27 protein-coding genes are annotated in these 25,850 nt (G+C 51.4%); 22 read left to right on the top strand and 5 right to left on the bottom strand.

Features of this window, described 5'->3' with window-relative positions:
• Positions 1-76: 76 nt before the first annotated feature.
• From EVJ34_RS01175 to nhaC, 4 genes are all read left to right on the top strand, one after another.
• Entirely contained in the window at positions 77-1,339 is a 1,263-nt protein-coding gene (locus EVJ34_RS01175; protein WP_131434183.1) for a S1C family serine protease, read from the top strand.
• Between the two features lie 55 nt (positions 1,340-1,394).
• Positions 1,395-1,739 carry a DoxX family protein gene (locus EVJ34_RS01170; protein ID WP_201739908.1) on the top strand — a complete coding sequence of 115 codons (345 nt, stop codon included), beginning with the start codon at positions 1,395-1,397 and terminating at the stop codon, positions 1,737-1,739.
• A gap of 20 nt (positions 1,740-1,759) precedes the next feature.
• Positions 1,760-2,857 carry an amidohydrolase gene (locus tag EVJ34_RS01165; protein WP_131484502.1) on the top strand — a complete coding sequence of 366 codons (1,098 nt, stop codon included), beginning with the start codon at positions 1,760-1,762 and terminating at the stop codon, positions 2,855-2,857.
• Between the two features lie 164 nt (positions 2,858-3,021).
• Positions 3,022-4,422 carry a Na+/H+ antiporter NhaC gene (gene nhaC, locus EVJ34_RS01160; RefSeq protein WP_201739915.1) on the top strand — a complete coding sequence of 467 codons (1,401 nt, stop codon included), beginning with the start codon at positions 3,022-3,024 and terminating at the stop codon, positions 4,420-4,422.
• A gap of 17 nt (positions 4,423-4,439) precedes the next feature.
• On the opposite strand, the gene EVJ34_RS01155 is transcribed toward nhaC, so the two are convergent.
• Complete coding sequence (locus EVJ34_RS01155) at positions 4,440-5,630, bottom strand: hypothetical protein (RefSeq protein WP_131484500.1); 1,191 nt, start codon at positions 5,628-5,630, stop codon at positions 4,440-4,442.
• Between the two features lie 79 nt (positions 5,631-5,709).
• Between EVJ34_RS01155 and EVJ34_RS01150 the strand changes: the two genes are divergently transcribed.
• Complete coding sequence (locus EVJ34_RS01150; protein WP_131434191.1) at positions 5,710-6,840, top strand: mandelate racemase/muconate lactonizing enzyme family protein; 1,131 nt, start codon at positions 5,710-5,712, stop codon at positions 6,838-6,840.
• Positions 6,827-7,498 carry a hypothetical protein gene (locus tag EVJ34_RS01145; protein ID WP_131484499.1) on the top strand — a complete coding sequence of 224 codons (672 nt, stop codon included), beginning with the start codon at positions 6,827-6,829 and terminating at the stop codon, positions 7,496-7,498. Before EVJ34_RS01150 ends, EVJ34_RS01145 begins: the two co-directional genes overlap by 14 nt.
• A 35-nt stretch (positions 7,499-7,533) precedes the next feature.
• Here EVJ34_RS01145 and EVJ34_RS01140 read toward each other — a convergent pair whose 3' ends face one another.
• On the bottom strand, positions 7,534-8,283 hold the full coding sequence (locus EVJ34_RS01140) for a GDSL-type esterase/lipase family protein (protein ID WP_131434195.1): 750 nt from the start codon (positions 8,281-8,283) through the stop codon (positions 7,534-7,536).
• 117 nt (positions 8,284-8,400) lie between these two features.
• On the opposite strand from EVJ34_RS01140, the gene EVJ34_RS01135 reads away from it, so the two are divergent.
• From EVJ34_RS01135 to hfq, 7 genes are all read left to right on the top strand, one after another.
• Complete coding sequence (locus tag EVJ34_RS01135; protein WP_131434318.1) at positions 8,401-9,321, top strand: ABC transporter ATP-binding protein; 921 nt, start codon at positions 8,401-8,403, stop codon at positions 9,319-9,321.
• Positions 9,314-10,312, top strand: a complete 999-nt coding sequence (locus EVJ34_RS01130; RefSeq protein ID WP_131484498.1) for an ABC transporter permease — start codon at positions 9,314-9,316, stop codon at positions 10,310-10,312. The genes EVJ34_RS01135 and EVJ34_RS01130 overlap by 8 nt, the downstream gene beginning before the upstream one ends.
• Positions 10,313-10,490: 178 nt before the next feature.
• Positions 10,491-12,020 (top strand): M4 family metallopeptidase, encoded by a 1,530-nt coding sequence (locus tag EVJ34_RS01125; RefSeq protein ID WP_131484497.1) that lies wholly within the window; start codon positions 10,491-10,493, stop codon positions 12,018-12,020.
• A gap of 115 nt (positions 12,021-12,135) precedes the next feature.
• A complete protein-coding gene (locus tag EVJ34_RS01120; protein ID WP_131484496.1) occupies positions 12,136-12,996 on the top strand; it encodes a PPK2 family polyphosphate kinase in 861 nt (286 codons plus the stop codon).
• Between the two features lie 113 nt (positions 12,997-13,109).
• Positions 13,110-13,703 (top strand): AmiS/UreI family transporter, encoded by a 594-nt coding sequence (locus EVJ34_RS01115; RefSeq protein WP_131434203.1) that lies wholly within the window; start codon positions 13,110-13,112, stop codon positions 13,701-13,703.
• A gap of 239 nt (positions 13,704-13,942) precedes the next feature.
• On the top strand, positions 13,943-14,893 hold the full coding sequence (gene miaA / locus EVJ34_RS01110) for a tRNA (adenosine(37)-N6)-dimethylallyltransferase MiaA (protein WP_131434205.1): 951 nt from the start codon (positions 13,943-13,945) through the stop codon (positions 14,891-14,893).
• 12 nt (positions 14,894-14,905) lie between these two features.
• The gene (hfq, locus tag EVJ34_RS01105) at positions 14,906-15,154 is read left to right on the top strand and encodes an RNA chaperone Hfq (RefSeq protein WP_021067304.1); all 249 of its coding nucleotides are present in this window, start codon (positions 14,906-14,908) and stop codon (positions 15,152-15,154) included.
• 41 nt (positions 15,155-15,195) lie between these two features.
• Here hfq and EVJ34_RS01100 read toward each other — a convergent pair whose 3' ends face one another.
• Complete coding sequence (locus tag EVJ34_RS01100; RefSeq protein WP_131484495.1) at positions 15,196-15,708, bottom strand: hypothetical protein; 513 nt, start codon at positions 15,706-15,708, stop codon at positions 15,196-15,198.
• A 156-nt stretch (positions 15,709-15,864) separates the two neighbouring features.
• Between EVJ34_RS01100 and EVJ34_RS01095 the strand changes: the two genes are divergently transcribed.
• From EVJ34_RS01095 to EVJ34_RS01070, 6 genes are all read left to right on the top strand, one after another.
• Positions 15,865-17,043 (top strand): DNA-binding protein, encoded by a 1,179-nt coding sequence (locus EVJ34_RS01095; protein ID WP_131484494.1) that lies wholly within the window; start codon positions 15,865-15,867, stop codon positions 17,041-17,043.
• 15 nt (positions 17,044-17,058) lie between these two features.
• Positions 17,059-17,988 carry a CobW family GTP-binding protein gene (locus EVJ34_RS01090; RefSeq protein WP_131434212.1) on the top strand — a complete coding sequence of 310 codons (930 nt, stop codon included), beginning with the start codon at positions 17,059-17,061 and terminating at the stop codon, positions 17,986-17,988.
• Entirely contained in the window at positions 17,988-18,770 is a 783-nt protein-coding gene (locus EVJ34_RS01085) for a 5'-3' exonuclease (protein WP_131434214.1), read from the top strand. The genes EVJ34_RS01090 and EVJ34_RS01085 overlap by 1 nt, the downstream gene beginning before the upstream one ends.
• Positions 18,751-19,140: a reverse transcriptase-like protein gene (locus EVJ34_RS01080; RefSeq protein WP_131434216.1), complete on the top strand. Its 390-nt coding sequence runs from the start codon at positions 18,751-18,753 to the stop codon at positions 19,138-19,140. Before EVJ34_RS01085 ends, EVJ34_RS01080 begins: the two co-directional genes overlap by 20 nt.
• 106 nt (positions 19,141-19,246) lie before the next feature.
• Positions 19,247-20,647, top strand: coding sequence for a class II fumarate hydratase (fumC, locus tag EVJ34_RS01075; RefSeq protein WP_131484493.1), 1,401 nt, complete (start codon positions 19,247-19,249; stop codon positions 20,645-20,647).
• A 168-nt stretch (positions 20,648-20,815) separates the two neighbouring features.
• The gene (locus EVJ34_RS01070) at positions 20,816-22,306 is read left to right on the top strand and encodes a GGDEF domain-containing protein (protein WP_131434219.1); all 1,491 of its coding nucleotides are present in this window, start codon (positions 20,816-20,818) and stop codon (positions 22,304-22,306) included.
• Positions 22,307-22,319: 13 nt separating this feature from the next.
• Here the strand turns inward: EVJ34_RS01070 and EVJ34_RS01065 are convergent, their stop codons facing one another.
• Positions 22,320-22,802 (bottom strand): dihydrofolate reductase, encoded by a 483-nt coding sequence (locus EVJ34_RS01065; protein WP_131484492.1) that lies wholly within the window; start codon positions 22,800-22,802, stop codon positions 22,320-22,322.
• A complete protein-coding gene (locus tag EVJ34_RS01060) occupies positions 22,799-23,593 on the bottom strand; it encodes a thymidylate synthase (protein ID WP_131434223.1) in 795 nt (264 codons plus the stop codon). Before EVJ34_RS01060 ends, EVJ34_RS01065 begins: the two co-directional genes overlap by 4 nt.
• Positions 23,594-23,898: 305 nt before the next feature.
• On the opposite strand from EVJ34_RS01060, the gene EVJ34_RS01055 reads away from it, so the two are divergent.
• The 3 genes from EVJ34_RS01055 (at position 23,899) to EVJ34_RS01045 (ending at position 25,839) form a co-directional block, all read left to right on the top strand.
• Positions 23,899-24,180: a hypothetical protein gene (locus EVJ34_RS01055; protein ID WP_131484491.1), complete on the top strand. Its 282-nt coding sequence runs from the start codon at positions 23,899-23,901 to the stop codon at positions 24,178-24,180.
• Positions 24,181-24,285: 105 nt separating this feature from the next.
• Positions 24,286-25,206, top strand: a complete 921-nt coding sequence (locus EVJ34_RS01050) for an NAD(P)-dependent alcohol dehydrogenase (RefSeq protein ID WP_131434227.1) — start codon at positions 24,286-24,288, stop codon at positions 25,204-25,206.
• Positions 25,207-25,314: 108 nt separating this feature from the next.
• Complete coding sequence (locus tag EVJ34_RS01045; RefSeq protein WP_114165640.1) at positions 25,315-25,839, top strand: type 1 glutamine amidotransferase domain-containing protein; 525 nt, start codon at positions 25,315-25,317, stop codon at positions 25,837-25,839.
• Positions 25,840-25,850 lie beyond the last annotated feature (11 nt).

Raw genomic sequence — 25,850 nt, 5'->3', positions numbered from 1 at the left:
TTCCGCAAATCGATGACTAGGCCTCTTATACTAAGGGTAGAACAAAGAGGAAACATCATATGGGAGATGATTACACATGGAACACAATGATCGTCCAACAGAATCAAATGAATCGAATCAACGCGAGGATTGGCTCGATACCGAGCTCGGCTCGTCGGAACAGCGACAACAACCGTCGCGCGCAGAGCAACCAGCCCGACCATCGTTCGTCGGGCGGATGTTCCCTGGGTTTGTCGGCGGTGTCATCGGCGCCGTGTTGACCGGCGCGATCGCTTTCCCGTTCATCGATCAAATGCCGACGAATGTGTCGGATACGAACGTGACGTCGGAAGGATCACCGGTCCAAACGACATCGACGAAGGCCGATAACTCAGTCACTGATGCCGTCGCAACTGCACAGCCGGCTGTCGTGACAGTGAATAATTTCGCGTCAAACGGTTTTTCAAGTGAAGCTGTCGAGGCCGGGGTCGGCTCGGGCGTCATCTATAAGAAAGACGGCGACTCGGCTTATATCGTTACAAACCATCACGTCGTCAACGGGGCCGATCGTTTGACCGTGACGTTCAATGACGGGTCAACGGCAGACGCCAAACTCATGGGTAGCGATGCCACGTACGACTTGGCCGTGCTCGAAGTCGACGCGGACAAAGTGTCGTCTGTTATCTCGATTGGTAAGTCTAGCGAGTTGAAACCGGGGCAGACCGTCGTCGCCATCGGTAACCCGCTCGGTCAGTTTGAGAACTCGGTCACACGCGGTGTCGTCTCGTCGACGTCACGTCTCGTACCGGTTGATACGGATGAGAATGGACAAGCCGATTTTAACGCCGAGGTCATCCAGACGGATGCTGCCATCAACCCGGGTAACTCTGGTGGCGCGTTAATCAACGAATCGGGACAGTTGATTGGAATCAACTCGATGAAGATTGCGACTGATTCGGTCGAAGGGGTCGGTTTCTCGATCCCGGTCGATATCGCCTTACCGCTCATCAATCAAATCGAACAGACTGGCGAAGTGAATCATCCATCGCTCGGCGTCTCGCTTCGAGACGTTTCGGAGTTCCCTCCGGGGTACTTGACCGAGCAAATCAAATTGCCGGAGTCGGTGACGGCGGGCACGATCATCGTCGAAGTACAGGCAAACAGTTCGGCCGCACGGGCAGGACTTGAAGCGCGCGATGTCATCGTGAAAATCAACGATCAGGCGGTCTCGTCATTCATTGATCTGCGGAGTGAACTGATTCGCGATACGGACGGAACGGTCACAATCGAATACGTTCGTGACGGCAAGACCGAGACGGTCGATGTCGAGATTCAAAACGCGAATGGAGACGCACTGTAAAGATGGGCACACAGCCCATCTTTTTTGTTATGCTTAGAAAAAAGGAGGGGTTCAGTTGATTCGTAAACTATATGGGATGTTATTTTTAGGGGCAGGTGTCATGCACTTCGTTCAGGAACGGGCGTTCATGTCGATTATTCCGAAGTCGTGGCCGTTTAAACGGTTCATGGTGCAGGCAAGTGGGGTCATCGAGGTCATCTATGGGGTGTTGTTGCTCATGAACAAAGGGACGCGCTTCGTGAAAGGGACGTTACCTGCTTTCTTAATCGCGGTATTCCCAGCCAATATCAATATGGCGCTCAAACCGTCGAAACTTGGCAAAGTGCCACTCCCGAAATGGGTCACGTGGGCTCGATTGCCACTGCAATGGGTCTTAATCAAAGGGGTCAAAAAAATATAAGTACATATGGGGGATCGATCATGACGACGAACGTATTGAACTGGTTTGAGCATTTTCATGCCCATCCGGAAGTGAGCTGGAAAGAAGTAGAGACGACGAAGACGATTGCCGACATCTTGACGTCATGGGATGTTCGGCACGAGACGTTTGTGGACGTGACCGGGGTCATCGCTGAGATTGGGAAAGGAGACGACGTCATCGCCGTTCGGGCCGATATCGATGCGCTTTGGCAACAAGTCGACGGTACGTTTCAAGCGAACCATTCGTGTGGCCATGACGCCAACATCAGCATGGTGCTCGGCGCGCTCGATGAGTTGAGACATGAGACGCTATCGAAGCGGATTCGCTTCATTTTTCAACCGGCGGAAGAGCAAGGGAACGGCTCACTCGCCATGATTCAACACGGGGCATTAAAAGACGTCAGTCAGCTGTACGGCATCCATTTGCGTCCGCTCGAGGAATTGCAGCGCGGACAATATGCCGCTGCGATTCAACACGGAGCCGCATTTTTCTTAAAAGGCAAAGTCAGTGGCGATGACGCCCATGGTGCGCGTCCGCATCAAGGTCAGAACGCGTTAGATGTCATCTTCACGATTCAACAGATGTTAAAAAGCATGTACTTGTCGCCGTTCGAGCCGTATTCGATCAAGTTGACGGGTGTCCAGGCCGGTAGCGACAATTTGAATATCATCCCCGGGAACGCGACGTTCTCACTCGATGTCCGAGCACAACAAAACAAGGAGTTGCTGGCGTTGCGTGACCGGGTCGAGACGATGTTACAACAGATCGCTGTCCTTCACGGGGTCACCATCGACTGGGAGTGGCAAGACTTCACACCAGGTGCTGAAATTGGCGAACGCTCGAGCCGACATGCCGCTGAAGCGATTATCGACCGCTTTGGGGAACATGCGCTTGTCGACCGCATCATCACCTCAGGCAGTGATGATTTTCATTTTTACACTGTCGAACAACCGAGTCTTGATGCGACGATGATTGGGATCGGTGCGAACTTGACGCCTGGGCTCCATCATCCTCACATGACGTTCGACCGTGATGTCTTACCGGAGGCGGCCGCTTTACTCGCTGACACGTTACGACGGGCCGCAAATGATAACTGAATGAATGAACTAGATGGACGTGCTGAACAAGCCCGTTCATTTTTTTATTGCCAACTCTATATGTAAGCGTTATCATCTACTTATTAGCGACAATATAACGACAATTCTGAATTTTTCGCTATCGGGGAGGAAGAGACATGGAACAACAGGGGAACAAAGTAGACATGAAGCTTCGCTGGGCGGTATTACCGCTACTAGTCATGATCGGGGTCATGCTCGTAGCCATCGTTAAATTGGAACAAGGGCCACACATCCCGCTCATCGTTGGGACGGCGGTCGCATCGCTCGTCGCGTGGCGACACGGGTACAAGTGGAAAGAAATCGAGGAGATGATGTACAAAGGGATTCGGCTCGCACTACCGGCTGTCGTCATCATCATCTTAGTCGGTTTAACGATCGGTGCCTGGATCGGGGGAGGCGTCGTCGCGACGATGATTTACTACGGATTGACGATTATTTCACCAGCCTATTTTCTCGTGACGATTTGTATCATCTGCTCGGTCGTCGCGCTCTCGATTGGCAGCTCATGGTCGACGATGGGAACGATCGGTGTCGCCGGGATGGGCATCGGGCTGAGTATGGGGATACCAGCACCGATGGTCGCCGGAGCGGTCATCTCAGGGGCATACTTCGGGGATAAGATGTCCCCGTTGTCGGATACGACGAACCTCGCGGCGGGTTTGACGCACACGAACTTGTTCGAACATATCCGACATATGCTGTACACGACGATTCCAGGACTCGTCATCGCGCTCGGCGCCTATTGGTGGCTCGGAAGACGATTCAGCGAGACGTCGACGGATTCCTCTGAAATCGTCCAGACACTGGGTATCTTACAGGACAGCTTCGTCATCTCGCCGTGGCTACTGTTGATCCCGCTCGCTGTCATCGTTCTCGTCGCGCGAAAAGTACCGGCCATTCCGGCACTCGTCGTTGGAATCACACTCGGCTTTCTCGCGCAAGTCATCGTCCAAGGGGGTTCGCTTGCGGACAGCGTCGGGGCGCTCCAGAGCGGCTATGTAATTAATACTGGTAACGAACTCGTCGACAACTTGTTCAGCCGGGGCGGGCTCGACGCGATGATGTACACCGTCTCAATGACAATCGTCGCCATGACGTTCGGGGGTATTCTAGAGTACTCGGGGATGCTGCAATCGATTATGAATCAAATCGTCAAACTCGCGAAGACGGCCGGTTCGATGATTGCATCAACGATTCTCGCTGGTGTGGCAACGAATGCGACGTGTTCGGAACAATATATCTCAATTGTCGTCCCGTCTCGCATGTTTGCCGGTGCCTACGAAAAGATGGGGCTTCACTCGAAAAACCTATCCCGAGCGCTCGAGGACGGCGGGACGCTGACATCTGTGTTCATCCCGTGGAACACGTGCGGGGTGTTCATTCTCGGGACACTCGGAGTCGGGGCATTCGAATATGCGCCTTACGCGATCTTGAACTTCATCGTTCCGGTCATCTCGATCATCTATGCGTTCACAGGCTTCACGATTGCGCGGATTGCTGTGCAAAGTGTGGAAACACCGCTCGAACAACAAGCGGCACAATGAAAAATTTCCCGGCCTATTCAGGTCGGGAAATTGAATTTATAGACGGCACGCGGTCGTCCTTGGTTGTAACTCATCTCTTCACCAATCACTTCAATCAGTTGCGCATCGTGCAGTTTTTTGATGAGACGTTCCGTCGTTCGTCTCGAGACGGCGAGGTGGTCGGTCAACTCTTTCGCCGTGAATTCGAGACGGCGCTTTGAGAACTGCATAATTTTACCGATGTTGACCGGGCTGATCCCGGCTTGTTTGATCACGTCAAACACCGACGCTTCAGTCACGCGATAAGGGATGTGATCTTCGCGATTGGGGAATGACAACCGTTTTGAATCGTCAACAATTCGAATGCGTTCTTTGCTCGCGGCTGACCGGGCAATTTCAGCATGTTCGTATGCTTGTTGATACTGAGTGCCATAGCCGATGCCGATTCGATATTCTCCTGGTGGGGCGAGCGTACTCGCCTCGAGGGCGTTGTTGACCTCGCCTCGTGTCGTGAGCAACGTGACGCGACCGTCTTCGGTCGATTCGATATGTCCTCCAAGATAGCGGACCACTTTCAAATGGTCGAGTAATGATTTGGCTCCGGTCTCGAAGCGAATGATGGCGAACTGGGCGTCGTCCGCAAGCTGACGTCGAATTCGCTGAATCAACATATCAAGATGGCGCTCGACCGTGGTGCGTGGTTCGATCATCAGTAGACTATGATACCCATCGCGGACGAGTTGACGATGAACTTGTTCGATGCTCGTCACGGCCAGTTTCGCCTCTTTGGCCCGGTGCCCCGCATGAAAAGTGATCACGTCTTCGAAAGCGATATGCGGTTCGATTTTCATCACGGCAGGAGTCGAGGCACGATCCGGGAACGAATCAAGGATTGACGTCAAGCGCTCCGGCTCGACTAAATCGATGGATAAATGATCAAGAGAAATTGAGTGGGTGAGCGTCGCATACAGAAGTGTCGTCAACAGGACCGTCTCATCTTGGACCACGTGATGGGTCGCCACGTCCTGAAGGTAGGGGGCCGCGTAGGTGAACGGAAACGAACCGGAAAAAAAGACACCGTCGAACGAGCCAAGTGTTCGGGCGATCGTCGCCGCTTCGTGCGGATGTTCATACGGATGGTAAACAAACCGGACGTCTTCTGGTGAACCGAGCGAGCGAATCGTCTCCACGAATTCGTACGATCCGACGATGGCGATATGGATGGACATCAAAAACTCCTCCTTGCAATTTAGCGACTATTTAACGACAATATAACTAATGACACGTATGAAGTAAAGGAGAATAAATATGAGAATAGAGAAGATAGAACTATTTGCGATTCGATTGCCGTTAAAAGTACCGTTCATTGTCAGTTATCATCGTTATGACGATATGCCTTCCGTTATCGTGAAACTGACGACCGAATGTGGTCACGTCGGTTACGGCGAGGCCGTTGCTGACGAGCACGTCACAGGTGAGTCGCTCGATAGTACGATTAGCGTCATCCGACATGTGCTCGGACCGCTTTTAATCGGACAAAACCCGATGCATATGGAGCGGCTTCATGACATGATGGATCGTGCCATCCGAGACGTTCCAGCGGCGAAGGCAGCGCTTGATATCGCCTGTCATGACGTCGTCGGGAAAAAACTCGGTCTGCCTGTGTATGAACTGCTCGGTGGTCGATATCATGACGCGTTCCCGGTCACACATGTCTTGAGTATCGGGGAACCTGAAGCGATGGCGGCCGAGGCACGCGAACAAATCGAACAAGGCTATACAGCCGTCAAGATGAAAGTCGGCGTCGATGTCACTTCAGACGTGCGTCGTGTCGAGGCGGTTCGTCGGGCTATCGGAAAGGACATCCCGATTCGGGTCGACGTCAATCAAGGCTGGGTGAATGCCGCCAAGACGCTCCAGGCGATGAAGCAACTCGAGCCATTCCAGATTGACTGGGTCGAGCAACCGGTCAAAGCCGACGATTTCGAAGGGATGGTCGAGGTGAAAGGGAAAATATCGGTCCCGCTCATGATTGACGAAGGCGTAAGAGGCGTACCAGAGATGCGTCGACTGACGATGATGCAAGCCGCCCATAAAGTGAACGTTAAGCTGATGAAATGCGGCGGCATTTATCCGGCGAAAAAACTGGTTCATATGGCCGAAATGTCGGGGATCGAGTGCCAAATTGGATCGATGGTCGAATCGTCGGTCGCCTCGAGTGCAGGCTTCCACGTCGCTTTTTCGAGTAAAATCGTCCAGTCGGTCGAATTGACAGGACCGCTCCGCTTCGCCGAAGATATCGGCAACTTGGCGTACGAACTACCATTCATTCGACTGTCAGAACGAGCAGGACTCGGTATCGACGTTGATGAATCTGTCTTAGCGCGTCTGACGACTGCGACGTATGTCGTCGGAGGGTCCGACCATGTGGCGCGGTGATTGTAACGGCCTCGACATCGAGGTCATGTATTTGGCGCCGACAGATTTACAAGAAATCGAAGCAGTACAACAGGCGGTGATGGACGAGATGAGTGAAGGGAGCCACTATCAGTCTCTGTCGACTGAGGAGTTCGTGAAGCTGTTGACCGACCGGACGCTCATCGGCGCATATTACAAAGGCGCGTTAATCGCGTTCCGCGCGCTTCTGATCCCGCCGCTCGATGACGAGCATCTCGGATATGACATCGGTTATCCGTTTGATGCACTCGACCGCATCTTGTATCAAGAAGTGACGAACGTCCATCCGGACTACCGCGGCTACGGTCTTCAACAGCATCTCGGCAAGATCCTTATGAAAGAACTTGAACATGGTAGCCGATTCGACCTCATCTGTGCGACCGTGGCGCCATTCAACATCCCGAGTCTGAAGGACAAGTTCGCCCTCGGGCTTCGCGTCGGTGCCCTCAAACAAAAGTATGGAGGAAAGTTGCGTTACATCTTTATGAAAGAATTGCACGACGACTGGCGGCCAACCGGTGAAACGACATGGCTCGATATGGGCGATACAGAGCAACAGATCGCCTTGTTGAAGGCGGGTTGGTACGGAACGTCCATGACGCGCGACGGGGAGAACTGGCTCGTCAAATATGAACGATGAAAAATGGCCTGATCGCGACGATCAGGCCATGTTGCTTATTCGAGGATGAACAATACGTCCTCGGCTAACTTCTCATATGTCCGGTCGCTCGGATGGAACTGGTCGGTCGCAAGGTCACGTGAGACGTCAGAGACGTAAGCGAACGGATCGATCACATCGATGCGTTGCGCGTTTCCGAACGTCGCGGCCGAGGCGTTCCAATCGAGAATCAATTGATTGAACGCCTCACCGTTCTCGTTCTCTTGGAACGGGTTATAGAGGGCGATATAAACGATTTGCGCCGTATCGTTCAATCCGCGAACTTGTTCGAAGATGTCATTCAAGTTCGTCTTCGCATCGGTTACAACTTGTTCGATATCGACCGATTCGAAGTTGTCGACGTTTTCCCCACGGTTGAACAAGTCGTTGCCACCGATCGTGAGCGTGATGTAGCGGGCGTTCTCAATCGTGCGTCGTACTTCCGGCTGTTCGAGTTGCGCCAATAAGTCTTCCGTCCGGGCGCCGGAGACGGCCAAATTCTGCGTCCGGATGTCATTCTCTTCGAGCGCTTCGCCGACCGGTTGAACGTAGCCTGCGCCTGACGTCGATCCGACCCCACGCGTCAACGAATCTCCGAGTGCGACGTACACGTCACCAACCGGTTCAGGTCTCGTGTCTTCACTAATCGAGAGTGTCCGTTCCGGTGGATTGACGATATCTTGATAACCGATCCATAAGCCGTACAAGGCGATGCCTGTCAAGAAGACAGAACCGATTAAAAACGAGTACCATTTCCCATTCTTCATGTAATTCCCTCACTTTCTATGAGACTATCATATCAAATAAGTACGAACCTGCCCTATGTGAATGTTCGAATAGGACAGATGCGGTTGAGTCCGATAGAATGTAGGAGAGGTGAGATGATGCAACCAACATTGAAAATAGACCATTTGACAAAAGTAATCGGTAAGAAAACAATCATCGATGACATCTCGTTCGATGTGTTCCCTGGTGAAGTATTCGGATTTTTAGGTCCGAACGGGGCCGGCAAGACAACGACGATCCGAATGATTGTCGGTTTGATCAAGCCAACGAATGGGACCGTCTCGATTTGTGGGTTCAGTGTCGAACGACAATTCGTTCAGGCGATGAATCAAATCGGGGCTATCGTGGAGAACCCGGAGTTGTATAAATTCATGAGCGGGCGTGAGAACTTGAACGCCTTTGCCCGAATGTTGCCTGGAGTTGATGAGGCTCGGATTCAAGAAGTGATTGATCTCGTCGATTTGACGGCGCGGATCGATGATAAAGTGAAGACGTACTCACTCGGGATGCGGCAACGGCTCGGTATCGCCCAGGCCATGTTGAATAATCCTCGCGTGTTGATTCTCGATGAACCGACGAACGGGCTCGACCCGATGGGAATTCGTGACTTACGACTCTTCATCCGACGTCTCGTCGAAGAGACCGGCTTGAGCGTGCTAGTATCGAGTCATATCTTGGCTGAGATTGAATTGTTGGCGGACCGTGTCGCCATCATGTCACGCGGGAAAATCGTCAAGGTCGGAACGGTCGACGAATTGATTCATGAGTTGGCATCGACCGTCGATGTCCATGTAGCCGACAGTTTTGAGGTCTTGCCGATCGTTCGCGGATTCGAATCGATTGACCATGCCGACGTCGTCGATGAACGGACGATAAGGGTCTCGATGAACCTTGACGATACGGCCCGTTTGAACCGCTACTTGCTCGATCGTGGTGTCGACGTGTTCGGGCTCGAACGACGCGTCCAGACACTCGAAGAATTATTTATCTCATTGACTGGGGGTGACCATATTGTCTAATCCGTCAATCCTTGGCCTTATACGAAATGAAGTCTTGAAGATCCATAAGAAGCGACGGCTCCTCGTCGTCTCCATCATCTTGATCGTGCTCGTCTCGATGTTCACGTATGCGAACTATCGTCAAATCGAGAAACAACGCGAAGAACAAGGGACGATCGATTGGCGCGTCGACTTACAGCAAGAAATCGTTGATACGCAAAACCGGCTCGCTTCGGCGAACGTGCAGGACGAGTTCCGCCAAATCTTGGAGTTCCAGGTCCAACAGAATCAATATTACTTAGATAACGATATCAACCCGAACTATCCCGGAGCCCCGACGTTCATGCGTGTCTTCTTCTCGCAAGGGACGACGCTCGTGCTACCGCTCTTCATCATCGTCCTGATGGCGGATATCGTCTCCGGTGAACACAATGACGGAACAATTAAGACGTTGCTGTCCCGTCCGGTAAGGCGCTTCAAGATTTTGCTCGCCAAATGGATGACGACGCTCCTTTACACGTCGATTCTCATCTTTATCACAGCGTTCGTCAGTTATGCCATCTCTGGTATCGTGCTCGGTTGGGACGGATGGACTGCGCCAATCCTGACGGGATTCCAGGCCTCATCGACCGGGACATTCTCGACCGACTTCGTTCATACGCTCCCGATGTGGCAATACTTGCTCATGTCGATCGGGTTATCCTGGTTCGTCGTCGCTGCCGTTGGGACAATCGCACTCATGATCTCGGTCATCGTCAAAAACACGGCGACCGGCATTGGGATCATGATGGCCGTCCTTATTTCAGGACCGCTCCTCACGTCGCTCGGGTCAAATTGGGACAGCTCGAAATATTTGGTCAACGTCAACTTCGGTCTTCATACCTACCTTGAAGGGCAGGCCCCACCGATTGAAGGGATGACGTTGCCGTTCTCGCTCATCGTCATATTCATGTGGTCGCTAGCGGCTCTAGCGTATGCGTTCTACCATTTCACACAAAAAGATGTCTATTGATGACTGGCGTCACCTTCCACGGTGACGCTTTTTTGTTACGGCTGATACGACTAGAGAAAATGATGGGTTAGTGCAAATGCCTTAATAATTTGAATTGTCAAAATAATTAAAAAGTTGGATACCTTCATTGTGGGAAACTATGTAAAGTAGGAGACACCACATAAGGAGGGAAACACATATGAAAAAAGTTTTATCGACATCACTCATCGCAGGCGTCTTGCTCGTGCCACAACTTGTCGGCGCGGCGGAACTCAAGTCGGGCACGCTGACGAAACCATCGAACGAGGCCCCGACGACAATCGTCAAAGAATACGCGAAGGCGAAAGGCGAATTCAAAACGCTCGAATCGAAACGTGACAAAGTCGGACAAGTCGTCAAATTACAACAGACGGTTGACGGCGTGCCGGTCTTCGGCGGAATCGTCGTCGGTGTCGTCGATAACAATGGGCAGTTGAAAACAGTCGTCGATGACACGAAACAACTCAAAGGATTACATAAATCGATCAAACTGAATGAACAAAAAGCGGTCGCTCGTTATAAAGCGTTGGTCGGCCATAAAGGTGCATACGAGCTTGAGCCAGCAGCTGAACTCATCGTCTATCCGAACGGGGAAGAAGCAGCCTACGCGTATGAAGTGACCGGGACGATTCTTGAAGCGGATGAGCCGTCACGCTGGACGTACTTCATCGATGCGGCAAGCGGGAAAGTGTTGAACAAATACAACCAATTGGCGCACGCCAAACCGACGAACGGTGTCACCGGGACGACATTCACGGGAACGGGAATCGACGTTCTCGGACAGAGCCAAACGTTCAAGACGACGAAGAGTGGCTCATATTACTACCTTCAAGACTCGACACGTGGCAAAGGCATCTATACGTATGACGCGAAAAACCGGACGACGCTTCCAGGATCGCTCTGGGCCGATGTCGATAACGTATTGAACACGACGTACGACCGGGCCGCGGTAAGCGCACATGTCAACGCGACGAAAACGTACGACTTCTTCAAAAACACATATGGACGCAACAGTTACGATAACAACGGCGCGGCCCTCAACTCGACGGTCCACTATAGCCGCAGCTACAACAACGCGTTCTGGGACGGCAGCAAGATGGTGTACGGTGACGGGGACGGACAAACGTTCACATACCTCTCTGGTGCACTTGACGTCGTCGCTCACGAATTATCACACGCCGTCACAGAATATACGGCAGGTTTGATCTATCAGAACGAATCGGGCGCCATCAACGAGGCGGTATCCGATATCTTCGGTACGGTCGCGGAGTATAGCGTCGGCTCGAACTTCGACTGGTTGGTCGGGGAAGACATCTACACACCAGGCGTGGCCGGGGATGGTCTTCGTTCGATGTCGAATCCGGCAGCATACGGTGACCCAGATCACTACTCGGTCCGCTACACGGGGACGCAGGACAACGGCGGCGTCCATATCAACTCAGGAATCGTCAACAAGGCGGCGTATCTCCTAGCGAGCGGCGGTTCACATTACGGCGTTTCGGTTCAAGGCATCGGCGTCATGGAGATGGGGGACATCTACTACCGTGCTCTCACCGTCTACTTGACACCGACTTCGAACTTCTCGAGCCTGCGCCAAGCAGTCGTCCAATCGGCTAAAGACTTGCACGGTGCGACGAGCACGCAAGCGGTCGCTGCGGCCAAGTCATTCGACGCGGTCGGTATCAACTAAGTGTGATTTAATCCTTTTCGCTTCGGCGGAAAGGATTTTTTGTGTGCCGCTATTTTTAATCGAAACAGGGTAAATATGAGATGTGCTTAGAATTTAATTGAGTCAAGGAGGATATATGGACATTCAATCTTTTCGCATTGACCATAACAACGGGATTCGCCTGAGCGATTTCCCCACCACGATACAAGATCGTCCGTCCGATGAGACATTACAGAATGAATTGATCCCAAAGAGCGTCGAACGATTGAAAGAGTTGCATTGGAAGCTTTACGCGGAGTCGAAGAAAGGAGTCGTCGTCGTCTTGCAGGCACTCGATGCCGGGGGCAAAGATGAGGCAATCAGTTATATTTTTTCGAACTTGAACGCGCAAGGGCTGAAGACGAACGCGTTCCAAAAACCATCGGACACGGAAAAGAAACACGATTACTTATGGCGGATGCATGACCTCATGCCGGAACGAGGCCAAGTCGGTATCTTGAACCGGTCTCACTATGAAGAAGTGATCGCCCCGCGCGTCCATGACCTGCTCGGAGAAGAGGTCATCCCGGATGAGGAGGACAAAGTGTCGGTATGGAAGGTCCGCTATCGCCAAATCAATGACTTTGAACAATATTTAGATGAAAACGGATTTAAAGTCATCAAATTTTTCTTTAACGTCTCAAAAGAAGTCCAGCGTGACCGCCTGCTCGAACGACTGAAAGATCCGACCAAGAATTGGGAGTTTTCGTTCAATGATGTCGAAGAGCGAAAGCATTGGGACGATTATCAAGATATTTTTGAGGATATGTTATCGAATACGGCGTCGAAACATGCACCTTGGTTTGTGCTCCCGGCGGATGATGACTGGTACGCCCGTTATGTTGTCTCCACGATTATGATTGACGTTCTAGAGGACATCGATCCGCAATTCCCGACTTTTACAGAAGACGAGCAGGACCGAATCGATGAAGCGATTCAAACACTCGAAAACGAGTGACGTTTGTCGAGTCCGTGAACGTCCATTTCTCCACTTGCACTGAAAGCGAATTCACGATACAGTGGACGTAGATAAAATTAGACGTCAGACATCTGTACGAAGGAGCAATGAGTGTGGGGAATATTAGTTTATTATTTGGTGGCGTGGCACTGTTCATTAACAGCCTCGTCTTATTTGGGAAAGTGGACGTCAAGAGTGCGGGTGTATTCAGTCTTTTCACAGGACTATTGCAGACGTTCATCGCGACATGGCTCGTCATTGGGGCGAGTTCGGCGGAAGTGTTCGGTTATGCGAGTATTTATTTGTTTGCCTTCACCTATTTATACGTCGGTGTGACATTTTTGTTCGACTTAGACGGGCGTGGCGTCGGTTGGTTCTCGCTATTTGTTTCGATTTCAGCGCTTTTTTATGCCACGATCTCGTTCACGACGGGTGACTCGATGGGTGCCGTCACTTGGTTGTTCTGGTCGTTCCTGTGGGGACTGTTCTTTATGGGCATGGGTCTTGGGCGCCAAATTGATGGGTTGACGGCCCGGGTCGCATTCGTGCTCGCTTGGCTGACATTGATCATTCCGGCAATGTTCGGTCTCGCTAACTTGATGACGCCGCTCTATAGCGTCATGTGGTGGGCCGCTAGTGGCACGTCGATCCTTTATTTTGGATTCACCATCTGGCGAGCGCGCCGTTTTCTCGAAGTGACACAATGAACGATGCTCCTATGGGAGTGTCGTTTTTTTTGCGCATTCAATTGTGTCTAAAATGTGAAAAGTGGGAATGGGGTACGTAAAGGAGGCGACCATGGATGAGTGACGGCTTAATTTTATTGATGGGATTATTATTATGCGGATGGATGCTGTTTGCGGTCGTGTTTGATGATACAATTAAAAGAAGAATTTAACGGACCGTTTCCTTTTTGGAACGGTCTTTCGTTTGAGGAGTGACAAGGATGGAACAAACACCAGTCATCGTCCTCGTCGGACCGACGGCTGTCGGGAAGACGAAGACAGGGATTGAGCTCGCAAAAGCGTTCAATGGTGAAATCGTATCGGGTGACTCGGTCCAAGTGTACCGAGGAATGGATATCGGTTCGGCGAAAGTAACAGTCGAGGAAGCGGAAGGGATTCCGCATCATTTGATCGATCTATGTGACCCGGACGAGGCGATGAGCGTCGCCAAATTTCAAACGCTGGCCCGGGCGGCAATCGATGACATCTATGCGCGCGGAAAATTGCCGATTTTAGTCGGCGGGACCGGTCTGTATATCCGAGCCATTCTTTATGACTACGAGTTCACAGAGCGACCGGTCGATCACGCCTTGCGCGAGTCGCTTGAAAAAGAGGCAGAATCAAATGGACCCGAGGCGCTACATGCCCGACTGCAGTCACTCGATCCGCGACGGGCCGAGAGCATTCATCCGAATAACGTGCGTCGGGTCATCCGGGCCCTTGAAGTCGCTTTGCAAGGGGACGAGCAGGCGATGGATAGCCTTCCTTCCCAGCATTACGCATACAGGTTGTTCGTGCTTCACGCCGATCGAGACGTACTGTATGAGCGGATCAATAATCGAGTCGACTTGATGCTCGAAGCGGGTCTCGTTGAGGAAGTCGAGCGCTTGCTCGCGGCTGGTTACCGGGAGACGCAAGCGATGCGGGCCATCGGTTATAAAGAAGTCATCCCGTATCTTGAGGGAATGATCACGTACGAACGGATGAACGAGACCCTCAAGCAGCACACCCGTAAGTTTGCGAAGCGTCAATTGACATGGTTCCGTCATCAATTTGATGGGATTTGGGTTGATATGGGAAGAAAATCATTTGAACTATCGTATCAAAATATTTATGATGAAGTTGAGGAGTTTTTTCGAAAATTCCGATTATTTGAAAGAGACATAGACTAGGGGGAATGCAACATGAAGGCTAGTTATAACATCCAAGACCATTTTTTGAATCAACTACGTAAAGAAATGGTGCCGACGACCGTCTTTTTAGTCAGCGGATTTCAAATTCGGGGAGTCATCAAATCGTTTGACAACTTCACGGTCATCGTCGAATCAGAAGGGCGCCAACAGTTGATCTATAAACATGCGATTTCAACGTTCTCACCAGCGCGTAACGTCACGTTGTTCGAACCGGAAGCGGTCGAAGTGACAGAAGGATAATTCAAGGCATAAAAAAGAGCGGCCCGGGGACCGCTCTTTTTTTATGCCGTTTTGATGTTCGGGTCAAGATCGAGTGCTTCAATCACACGATGGACGGCGCAACCGCCGAGCAGTGAGTCGAGCTGGTCACAGAGCTGCGTCGGTGCCGACCGATACAAGTGGGTATATGTCCGCTTCCAAGATCGTTCTGCCGATTGAATCCGCACGAGCAAGTCGGCATGACCGAGTTCTTTCAGTTTCTCGATGTTCATCCGGTTCGTGCGTGCGAACGCCGATAAGACGACGGCTTTGGCGAGCGGTGTTTGGATCGGGTAACCGACGACGAGCAGGACAGCCATCGCCCCTTTCATCTCATGTTCGATGACCGAGTCGACGAGTTGGTCTGGCGTATATGGGTTGCCGGCATGCCCTGAGACCGCTGTGACGAGCTCTTGATGCGAGACCGGGCAAGTCGATGCCTGTAAAATGCTTGCGATTGTCGAATGCGTAGTGGCGTAACGTGTCGCTTCCCCTGTTGCGATCAACCGTTCATACGTATCTACCAATGAAATCATGTGAGTTCCCCCTTTATCTAACTGCCTTTATCGTAACAATTCTAGTAAGCGCTTTCAATATAATTCAGGAAACTTCTGGACCTATAACGAAAGTATGTTCGCCTCGAAGCGGAAAACACGATACAATGGGCAAAGAGAAGAAGGAGGGCAATGTACATGAACTATTACCAACAGATTGATCCAATTGCAGGGGGCGGATTTGACCGAACACGGTTCCAACTTCCGGCCGTAGAGAAGTCGGCGACACGGCTATCGGACCTGACAGACGGAACACCGGTTCAGACGAAAGCGCTCGTCAGTTCGGTCGAAGTTCGAGAAGGCAAATCCGGGTCGAAATGGCTACAATTGAACTTGACGACATCGAGCGGACTCATTCGTGCCAAGCAGTGGTTGCGCGGTAACGAAGAGCAGCTGTTACCGATTTATGAATCAGGCGTGATCGAGCTTGAAGGAAAAATCGACGTCTACCCGAAACCGGACGGCGCCAAATCAATCACCATCGACCGGGCCAAACCGATTGCGCGAGACGAAGCGGTCTCGTTGCTACCAGGTCTTCCTGGAGACGAGACGATGGAACAATACGCCGACGAGCTGTTCGCGATTCTGTCGACGCTCTCGCCGGACTATGAAGCGATCGCGATGTCACTGCTCGACCGCTACTGGGACGATTTCGTCCTAGCACCGGCCGCACTGTATCATCATCACAACTATGTCGGTGGCCTCTTGAAGCACACGGTCTGTATGCTTCGACTCGGTTATCGCTTCCAAGAACAAGACGACCATTTGGCGATGGCGTTCCGGGTCATCAAAGAAGCTGAGCAGTTGCACAAAGTAGACGTATGGAATACGATGAACGGTGTAAAAGTTGAACAGGCATTCCGAGGCACGTTCGAGTCGCTCTATGCGGCCTGTGAGGCCATCGCCGAGTTGAAAGAGCCGCTCCGTTGGGACGAGCTCGCGCTCGGGATCTTGTTCCATGATATCGGTAAGTTATTCGAGTACAGTCACTTGCTGTCGTCCACGAACCGGTTCGAGCAACTGTTCTCGGTCAGTGGAACGAGTGAGACGACCGGGATCTCCATCAACCCGATGGGAAGCTTGATTGGACATATGCCGTACGGCGGACTGTTGTTCGAGAAGAGTCAACATGCTGCCGGCGTCACACTTCCGCTCGACGTCCATCACCGGATTTGGCATATGATTTTGTCCCACCACGGCAAGCGCGAATGGGGTTCGAGCGTGTTACCGGTCCCGACGGAAGCGTGGATGCTTCATTTGATCGACTTGTTGGATGCTCGTTACGAGAAATGGGCGCGGGTCCACGAAAATTTATAAGGTGAGGTGCAGTACATGATTCCCGTACAATTGGTGACCGGTTTTTTAGGCGCCGGAAAAACGACTTATATGAATCGCTTGCTAGAAGCGACAGACGAGCGATTGCTCGTCATCGTCAACGAACTCGGCTCGGTCAATATCGACGAACAGTTGATCGTCAAAATGGATCAAGAGCAGATCGAGCTGTCGAACGGTTGCATCTGTTGCTCGATTCAAAGTGATTTGAGCAAGACGTTCTATCAGCTCGCATCGAAAAACACGTTCGACCGCATCGTCATCGAGACGACCGGTGTGGCCGACCCGGCACCAATCATTCAGACGATTTATTACGATGATTACTTACGGACACGGTTCAAGCTGACGGCGATTTTGACGGTCGTCGATGCCAGTCAAATGGACCGTGAATTGTTTATAGAAGGAATCCATCAAATCGCCTATGCGGATGTGATTCTGATGAATAAAGTCGACCTCGTCGATGACGCTACGCTCGAACAAGCGCATGAGCGGATTAAAGCGCTGAATCCGACGGTACGGGTCATCGAAACGGTCCAGACGGCCGGGGACTATGACTTGACGGAAAACACGTTCCAACTCTCACGAGTCGACGAACAGCTTCTCGGTCAACTGACAGACGGACACACGTCCGTCTCTTCACTACGGGCCATCACGCTCACGACGGATGTGCCGCTTAAACGGGAACGCGTCACGCAATACGTGCGTGAAGTGCTCATGCACTATGAGGACGACGTCTATCGCTTGAAGGCGATTGTCCGTTTAGACGGAGAAACATCAAAATTCGTCGTTCAAGCGACGAATCAACTGATGGGTGCGACGTTCGCGAACGAACCGAGCGACGACTCGCGTTCCGTCTTCGTCTGGATCGGGAAGAATCTCGACCGAGACGCGCTCGCGCGCGGATTACAAGCTTGTGAGGTGGATGCATGATGAAATTGATGTTGGTCGACGGGTTTAATCTCCTGTCGCGTTATTATTTTGCCACAGAGCGTCGTCGGGCGCTCGACCCCGATGTGACGTTGAAAGGACTGCTCCGTAAAGTTGACGGGTGGACGAACGACTTCACGCATATCGCCTTCTTTTGGGATGGACCACGTGAGACGACACATCGTTATGCTTTGTTTCCGGACTATAAAGCGACTCGCACCGGCTTACCGGAACCGTTGTTCCACGATTACGTCAAGTTGCGCGCGGCGTTGAGCGAACGAGGGATTTTTCAATCGGAGCTCGCCGGTTACGAGGCCGATGACTTGATTGGGGCCGTCGCGACCGCGTTCCCCGGTCAATCGTATATGTATTCATCCGACCGTGACTTGCATCAGTTGCTTTCCGGGAACGTGTTTCAAATCGTCCCGAAAAAAGGGGAAGAGATGATGATGAACCAGGACGTATTCGAGACGACTTATGGAATACGGCCCGAGCAGTTCGTCGATGTGAAGGCGCTACAAGGTGATGCCTCGGATAACATACCAGGCGTCCGTGGCATCGGACCGAAGTCGGCGACGATTCTCGTCCAGTCGTATGACACGGTCGAAGCGCTATATGACATCGTGAGACAAGAAGCACTTCAAGAGGCGCACCGGAAATTTGCGAAGAAACTCGAGGGGCAAGAAGAAGTGGCGCTCCTATCGAAACGTCTCTCGCTCATCGATATTCATGCACCGATCGAAACGGATTGGGAGGCGTATCGCTTTGGTTCACATTTATTTTGATGCGGCGACGAACCAAGAGCTTGGTGAGAACGGTCTTGGTGTCTGGATCAAGACGACGGACGGCACGGTGTCCACGTACATTGCCAAACGTGAAGGGCTGACGAGCGTTCAGGCCGAACTCGCCGCGCTCGCGTTCGCCCTCGAACAAGCGCACGAGCTCACGGACGAATCGACGTTCATGTTCTATTCAGACGCCGAGACGGTCGTGCGGGCGCTCGAACAGCGTTTCCTAAAAGATCAATCGATGCGTCCGTTGTTCGTCAAAGCGTTGACGCTGTATGACGAATTGCCGAATAAGTTCATCAAATGGATTCCGCGTGCAGAGAACCGGGCCCATGACGTGGCGAAACGGGCATTGATGACAGGATAAAAGTCGGGCGCGGGCCCGACTTTTTGTCAATTGCAGGGGAATGATTTCTTTTTTGCAAAAGTTTCGCTAAAATGAAAGCGTAGTCAAATAAAGAGGGGGAATTTTCATGGAATATCGGATCGAACGGGACACGATGGGGGAAATCAACGTTCCGGCTTCAGCCAAATGGGGAGCCCAAACACAGCGCAGTCTAGAGAACTTTAAAATCGGGACGGAAAAAATGCCGCTCGAGGTCGTACACGCCTTCGCGATTTTGAAAAAAGGTGCCGCACTTGCCAATGCCGAGCTCGGTGTATTGGAGCAAGCGAAAGCTGACGTCATCGCCGAAGTCGCCGATGAGATTGTCGCTGGACAACATGACGCCGAGTTCCCACTCGTCGTCTGGCAGACAGGTTCAGGGACACAATCGAACATGAACGTCAACGAAGTCATTGCCCACTTGGCGAACGATAAGTTGAAAGAGCGTGGTCAGACGCTCACAATCCATCCGAACGACGACGTCAACAAGTCGCAAAGCTCGAACGACACGTATCCGACGGCGATGCATATCGCAGCCATCCTTGCGGTCGAGGACCATGTGTTGCCGTCGATTGAGGCGCTCCACACGACGCTTGCGAAGAAAGCCGAGTCATTCATGGACATCGTCAAAATTGGTCGGACGCACTTGCAGGACGCGACGCCGGTTACACTTGGCCAAGAAATCAGCGGTTGGGTCCGCATGCTCGAGCTGTCGAAGCAGATGATTGAGCGCACGCTCGAACCGTTGACAGAGCTCGCCCTCGGCGGGACAGCGGTCGGTACGGGCATCAACGCTCATCCCCAGTTTGGCGAAGTCGTCGCTGAAAAGATTTCGCAAGAGACAGGCAAACGCTTCGTTACAGCCGTCAACAAGTTCCATGCGCTCACGAGCCACGATCAGCTCGTGTTTACACACGGTGCCCTGAAGGCACTCGCCATGGATGCGATGAAGATTGCCAACGATGTCCGTTGGCTCGCTTCTGGCCCGCGTGCCGGTATCGGCGAGATTTTGATTCCGGAAAACGAACCGGGTAGCTCGATCATGCCAGGAAAAGTGAACCCGACGCAAAGCGAGGCATTGACGATGGTCGCGGCGCAAGTGCTCGGCAATGACGCAACCATCGGATTCGGGGCGAGCCAAGGCAACTTCGAGCTGAACGTCTTTAAACCGGTCATCATGTACAACTTCTTGCAGACGTGCCGCCTGTTGACGGACAGCCTGCATTCATTTGACGTACATTGTGCCGTCGGCATCGAACCCGACTTGAACGTCATCGCGCACAACGTGGATCGTTCGCTCATGCTCGTGACAGCGCTCAACCCGCATATCGGTTACGAGAATGCGGCTAAGATTGCGAAACTGGCGCATAAGACCGGGACGTCGTTGAAGGAAGCGGCTCTAGAGACGGGCTTATTGACAGAGGATCAGTTTGACGAGTGGATTCGTCCAGAAGAGATGACATCTCCTAACCTAAAAGTTGGAAAATAAGGAAAGAGCGGTTTTAGACCGCTCTTTTTCATCGTTTAATGAGTCGTAAGGACTATCTTTCTGTCAAACAATAGGTAAAAAATGAGGAAATAGTTGTATTTTCGTGGATAAAGTCGCATAATCATAGACATAGTATATATCGGGGAGAACGAAACTGGGGGGTCAGGAATGAAGCAGCAGCAACTCACAGATCGTATACATAGCATCTTGGCGCAAATCACGAGCGCGAGACAAATTCAGACAACAGAAATCGAGTTTTTATTAGATTGGATGAAGCAAGAAGTAAGACGTCGTCGATTGATGCACTTGCTTGAGATTTTCAGTCGTGCCGAGTCTGATGTCCGTGAATTGCCACCGGTCTTGACACAAGCGGAGGCTATGGCTTTGATTGCCCCAGTAAAACGTTATATCCATACCGTGTTAGGCATCGAGCAAGAAGACGAAGATCTCGTGCTCGTTTTATCGAACAGTTTTTCGACATTTAGTCGCTATAAACCGCGAGTCGAGAAACTTGGAGCACGTCCGGTCTTTTTGCAGACATTAGAAGAGGCCGTTGAATATGATTATGAAGACGTCCCAAAAGCCATTATCATGGACGTCGAATTGTGGGCCCGTTTTCCGGAGCGGGTGATTCAATCGTTCGTCAGTAAGATGAAGAAGCTGTACGTTCCACTCATCGTGATTGGCACGAATGAACATTATCGTTTGGCTGCCTACTCCTACGGTTTTGATGATTATTGGGAAGAGTGGGTCCCGATGGAAGAGCGGGTCATTCGACTCGGACACCATATCGAGAAGGCTCGTCTCGTCTCGAATGCGCTCCTCGTCGATGAATTGACAGGTGCCTTCAACCGAAAATATTTAAAAGCGACGTTTAGCCGCTTTATGTCACGACTTGAGCGTTCCGGTGAGAGTTTCACGCTCGCCCTGCTTGACATCGACCACTTTAAACAACTGAACGATACGTTCGGTCATGCGTACGGGGACGAAGTCTTGCATCGCGTTGCCGAGGAGATTCGTCTTGCCATCCGCTCGAGTGACGAGTTGATCCGTTACGGTGGGGAAGAGTTTCTCATCATCCTGAACGTATCTGAACGTCACGTTGTCGATGCAGTGCTCGAACGGGTCCGCCGACGGATTGAGGAGATGACGTTTACATATGAACACCACGTCACAGTGTCGATCGGCTATACCCGTGTTTGTCAGACCGGAATGACTCTCGGGGAATGGTGTGCTTATGCTGATGAGGCGCTTTACAAAGCGAAGCGTGATGGGCGCAATCGAATCATCCGCTATTCATCAGCTGTCCGTGAGGAGAAGCGTCTTGCGTACGTGACGATGAGTCCTGAGAAGTATGCCATGCTCGCCGAACAGCTGCCCAAACAGCATCGCCGCTATGAGGTCATCTATCGTCCATACGACCGTTACGCCTGTAACGACCATATGGAGATGTTTATTTTAGACGAATCGACTACGATGGAGACGAGAGGGACGCTCTCGGCTGTCAAAGAACAGCGTGGTAAATACAGTCATGTGTTGGCGTTGTCAAAACGAACGGCATTCGAACTCGGGACGCTGTACGACGACTTGGCCGAGCAGGACCATCATGACGCCATCGCTGAAAAAATCGAGCAATGGCTCGAGAAATTGCCAGATTAAAAGGGACGTCGACTCAGTCGATGTCCCTTTTGTCGTATTGTCGGAAAGTGAAGCTGTAAGCATGTCGTTCGTCGACCGGATGGAATTGTTCGTTCGTCACGATGAGCCCGTCCGGCAAGGGCGAATAAAACGTATCGGCCTCAAACGCGCCATCGACTTCAGTGACGTAAAACCGGTCCGTCATCGGAAGCGTCTGTTCATAGAGCGTCGCACCGCCAATGATATAGAAATCTGTCGTCTTTTCTGTTTTCAATGACTCGAGGCCATGCCACACGTCGACCCCTTCAGCCGAGAAGGTGCGGTCCGACGTGACGACGATATTGCGACGATTCGGCAGCGGGCGACCAATCGATTCAAACGTCTTTCGTCCCATGACGACCGTTTGACCCGTCGTAATCACTTTGAACTGTTTCAAGTCATCGGGCAGACGCCACAACAAGGCGTTATCTTTTCCAATCTCACGATTCGTTCCGATGGCGACGACGTGGATAATCATACGCTCACTTCTCCTTTAATGTGCGGATGCGGGTCATAGCCGACGATTTCGAAGTCTTCGAAGCGGAAGTCCTCGATGGAGGCCACGTCGCGCAAAATGTTCAATGTCGGGAGCGGGCGGATGTCACGCGTCAATTGAAGGTTCACTTGTTCGAGGTGGTTATGATAAATGTGGGCGTCGCCGAGTGTATGAACGAAGTCTCCGACTTCAAGACCGGTCACATGGGCGACCATATGCGTGAGCAAGGCGTAAGATGCGATATTGAATGGGACACCGAGGAACGTGTCGGCGCTCCGTTGATAGAGTTGGCACGATAGTTTGCCGTCCGCGACGTAAAATTGGAACAACAGGTGACAAGGCGGCAGCGCCATGTCCTCGAGTTGGCCCGGGTTCCATGCCGAGACGATGAGGCGACGCGAATCAGGGTTCGTCTTAATTTGCTCGATCACTTGAGCAAGCTGGTCGACAGTCGTGCCGTCTGGTTTCGGGAACGAGCGCCACTGCGCCCCATAGACCGGTCCGAGATTGCCATCCTCGTCGGCCCATTCGTTCCAAATGCGGACTCCGTTGTCTTGGAGGTACTTGACGTTCGTATCGCCAGTGATGAACCAGAGCAATTCATGGATGATGGAGCGGGTATGTAGTTTTTTCGTCGTAATCAGGGGGAAGCCTTCCTGAAGATTGAAACGCATCTGGTAGCCGAACACGCTCGTCGTCCCGGTCCCGGTCCGGTCCTCTTTGACGACACCGTGCTCAAGGATATGGGCACATAAATCGTGATATTGTTTCATTGGGAAATCCCCTTTCTCGTTTAAAAAATTAACAAAAAGTCGCACTTATTATAACACAATATATTGACGACATAACGCTTCGATTTCTATATACAGATTTTGTAACCGGTATAAGCGCGATTTTGCACGCAAAACAACGTCATTGTAGGAAGTGACTAGTCTGTATAGAAAACCATGGGTCAAGATCATGATAATCGAACTAATTGAAATATTTTCCATAAATAATGTGGGATAGCTTATAATGTAGAAGAGAAAAGATTCTACCTTGTCATACATATCGTAATACGTTCAAAAGGAGGAGTATCGTGAGAAAGCACGCACTCATATTTTCACTATCCCTATGCTTATTCATGCTTGGTTTAATCGGAAATCTCGTTTTTGAAACAATGGATTTTTTCCCAAATCCGACCGTTCATGTGATCAGTGTCCCTATCGCATCGAATGCGGGGTATTTTATACCGGGATTGCTTGTGCTTGCTATCATTCTTCTTGGGTTATGCCTACTTCCTTTCGCGTTGAATCGAAACAAAGTAAAGACCACTGCCATTTTTCTTTTGGCGGTCATTCTCATTCCTCAGCTTATTTAATGAAAAGATACATTCCTTGAACCAGATGACTTTTCCATCTGGTTTTATTTTTTTGAAAGGGTGAATTCATTAATAACAACTTCATATCCTAAGAGGAGGAATAAGATGAGAGCAGTGATTTGTACCGCATATGGGCCACCGGATGTGTTACAGCTTCAAGAGATTGACAACCCTGTACCGAAAGCGTTTGATCTGTTGATTAAAGTCCACACCTCTGCGGTCCATTCAGGTGACCGTCGATTACGGGCACTTGATGTACCGGCCCTAGGCAAGCTACCGATGCGAATCGTTGTAGGTTTCAAGGCACCTCGCCAGCCGATTCTTGGTGTCGTTTTGGCGGGGGAGGTCGTCGAGACGGGTAGTCACGTTGAAGACTTCAAGGTCGGTGATCGCGTCTATGCGCTGACTGGGATGCGGTTCGGCGGGTATGCCGAATATGCGTGTGTCAAAGCGAGTAAATGTGTCGAACACATGCCTCAAAACGCTAGCTATATCGAAGCAGCTAGCCTACCGTTCGGCGGGACGACCGCCCTTCATTTTTTGCGTAAAGTGAACATCGAACAAGCGAAGACCGTATTGATTTATGGGGCTTCCGGGGCAGTCGGTTCGATGGCCGTTCAAATCGCCAACTATTATGGGGCTCACGTGACGGCAGTCTGTCGAGAGCGGAACTTCGAACTTGTGAGAAGCTTAGGCGCGGACGTTGTAGTCGACTACGCGAAAGCAGGATTTGACGAAAAACTGACCACATACGACGCCGTGTTCGATGCGGCCGGAAACATCGATAAGCGGATGGCCCGGAAGCATGTGACCGCTCACGGGAAATTCAGTTCCGTCGCCGGACAAGGACCTGCGAGTGAACGGAAAGAGGATTTGACTTTCCTGAACGATCTGTTTGAAGCCGGCCGAGTAAAGGCCGTCATCGATTCGGTTTATCCGCTCGAGGAGATCGTCGCGGCGCACCGCCACGTGGACACAGGACGAAAAGTAGGAAATGTCATCGTGACAGTGACAGGAACGGACTAATCAAACAAATCGCTCAAGTTGAGAGGCGTGCGTTTCGTCAATCGTCCCTGTTTTCGCCACGTCGCTTATAGGGTATACTTGTGAAAGAAAAATAAAGGGAGGGATTCGATGCAATTACAAGGTAAAAATATTTTGCAAATCGTCAGCGACGACTTCGAAGACTTAGAACTATGGTATCCGGTCCATCGATTACGTGAGGAAGGTGCAAACGTCATCCTGGCCGGTGAGAAGGCAGATCATGCTTACATCGGTAAATACGGTGTTCCGGCCAAGTCAGACATCGCGTTTGATGACGTCGACATCTCATCATACGACGCTCTGCTCGTCCCGGGTGGCTGGTCACCTGACTTGTTGCGCCGCTTTGATTCGGTGAAAGGGTTCGTCCGTTATATGCATGACGAGAAACGGCCGATCGGTCAAATCTGTCACGCCGGCTGGGTATTGATTTCAGCCAATATTCTCGATGGCGTCAATGTCACGAGTACTCCTGGCATTAAAGATGATATGGAAAACGCAGGTGCGATTTGGCATGATGAGCCGGTCGTCGTCGACGGCCATATCGTCTCAAGCCGCCGTCCGCCTGACCTGCCTGACTACATGCGAGAATTCATCAAAGTCATGGCTAAAAACTAAAAACAAAATAA

The organism is Exiguobacterium sp. SL-9, assembly GCF_004336985.1.
In the GTDB taxonomy this organism is placed as follows: Bacteria; Bacillota; Bacilli; order Exiguobacteriales; family Exiguobacteriaceae; genus Exiguobacterium.
The sequence above is the reverse complement of the archived record's forward strand: the minus strand, read 5'-3'. Positions and strand labels throughout refer to the sequence as shown.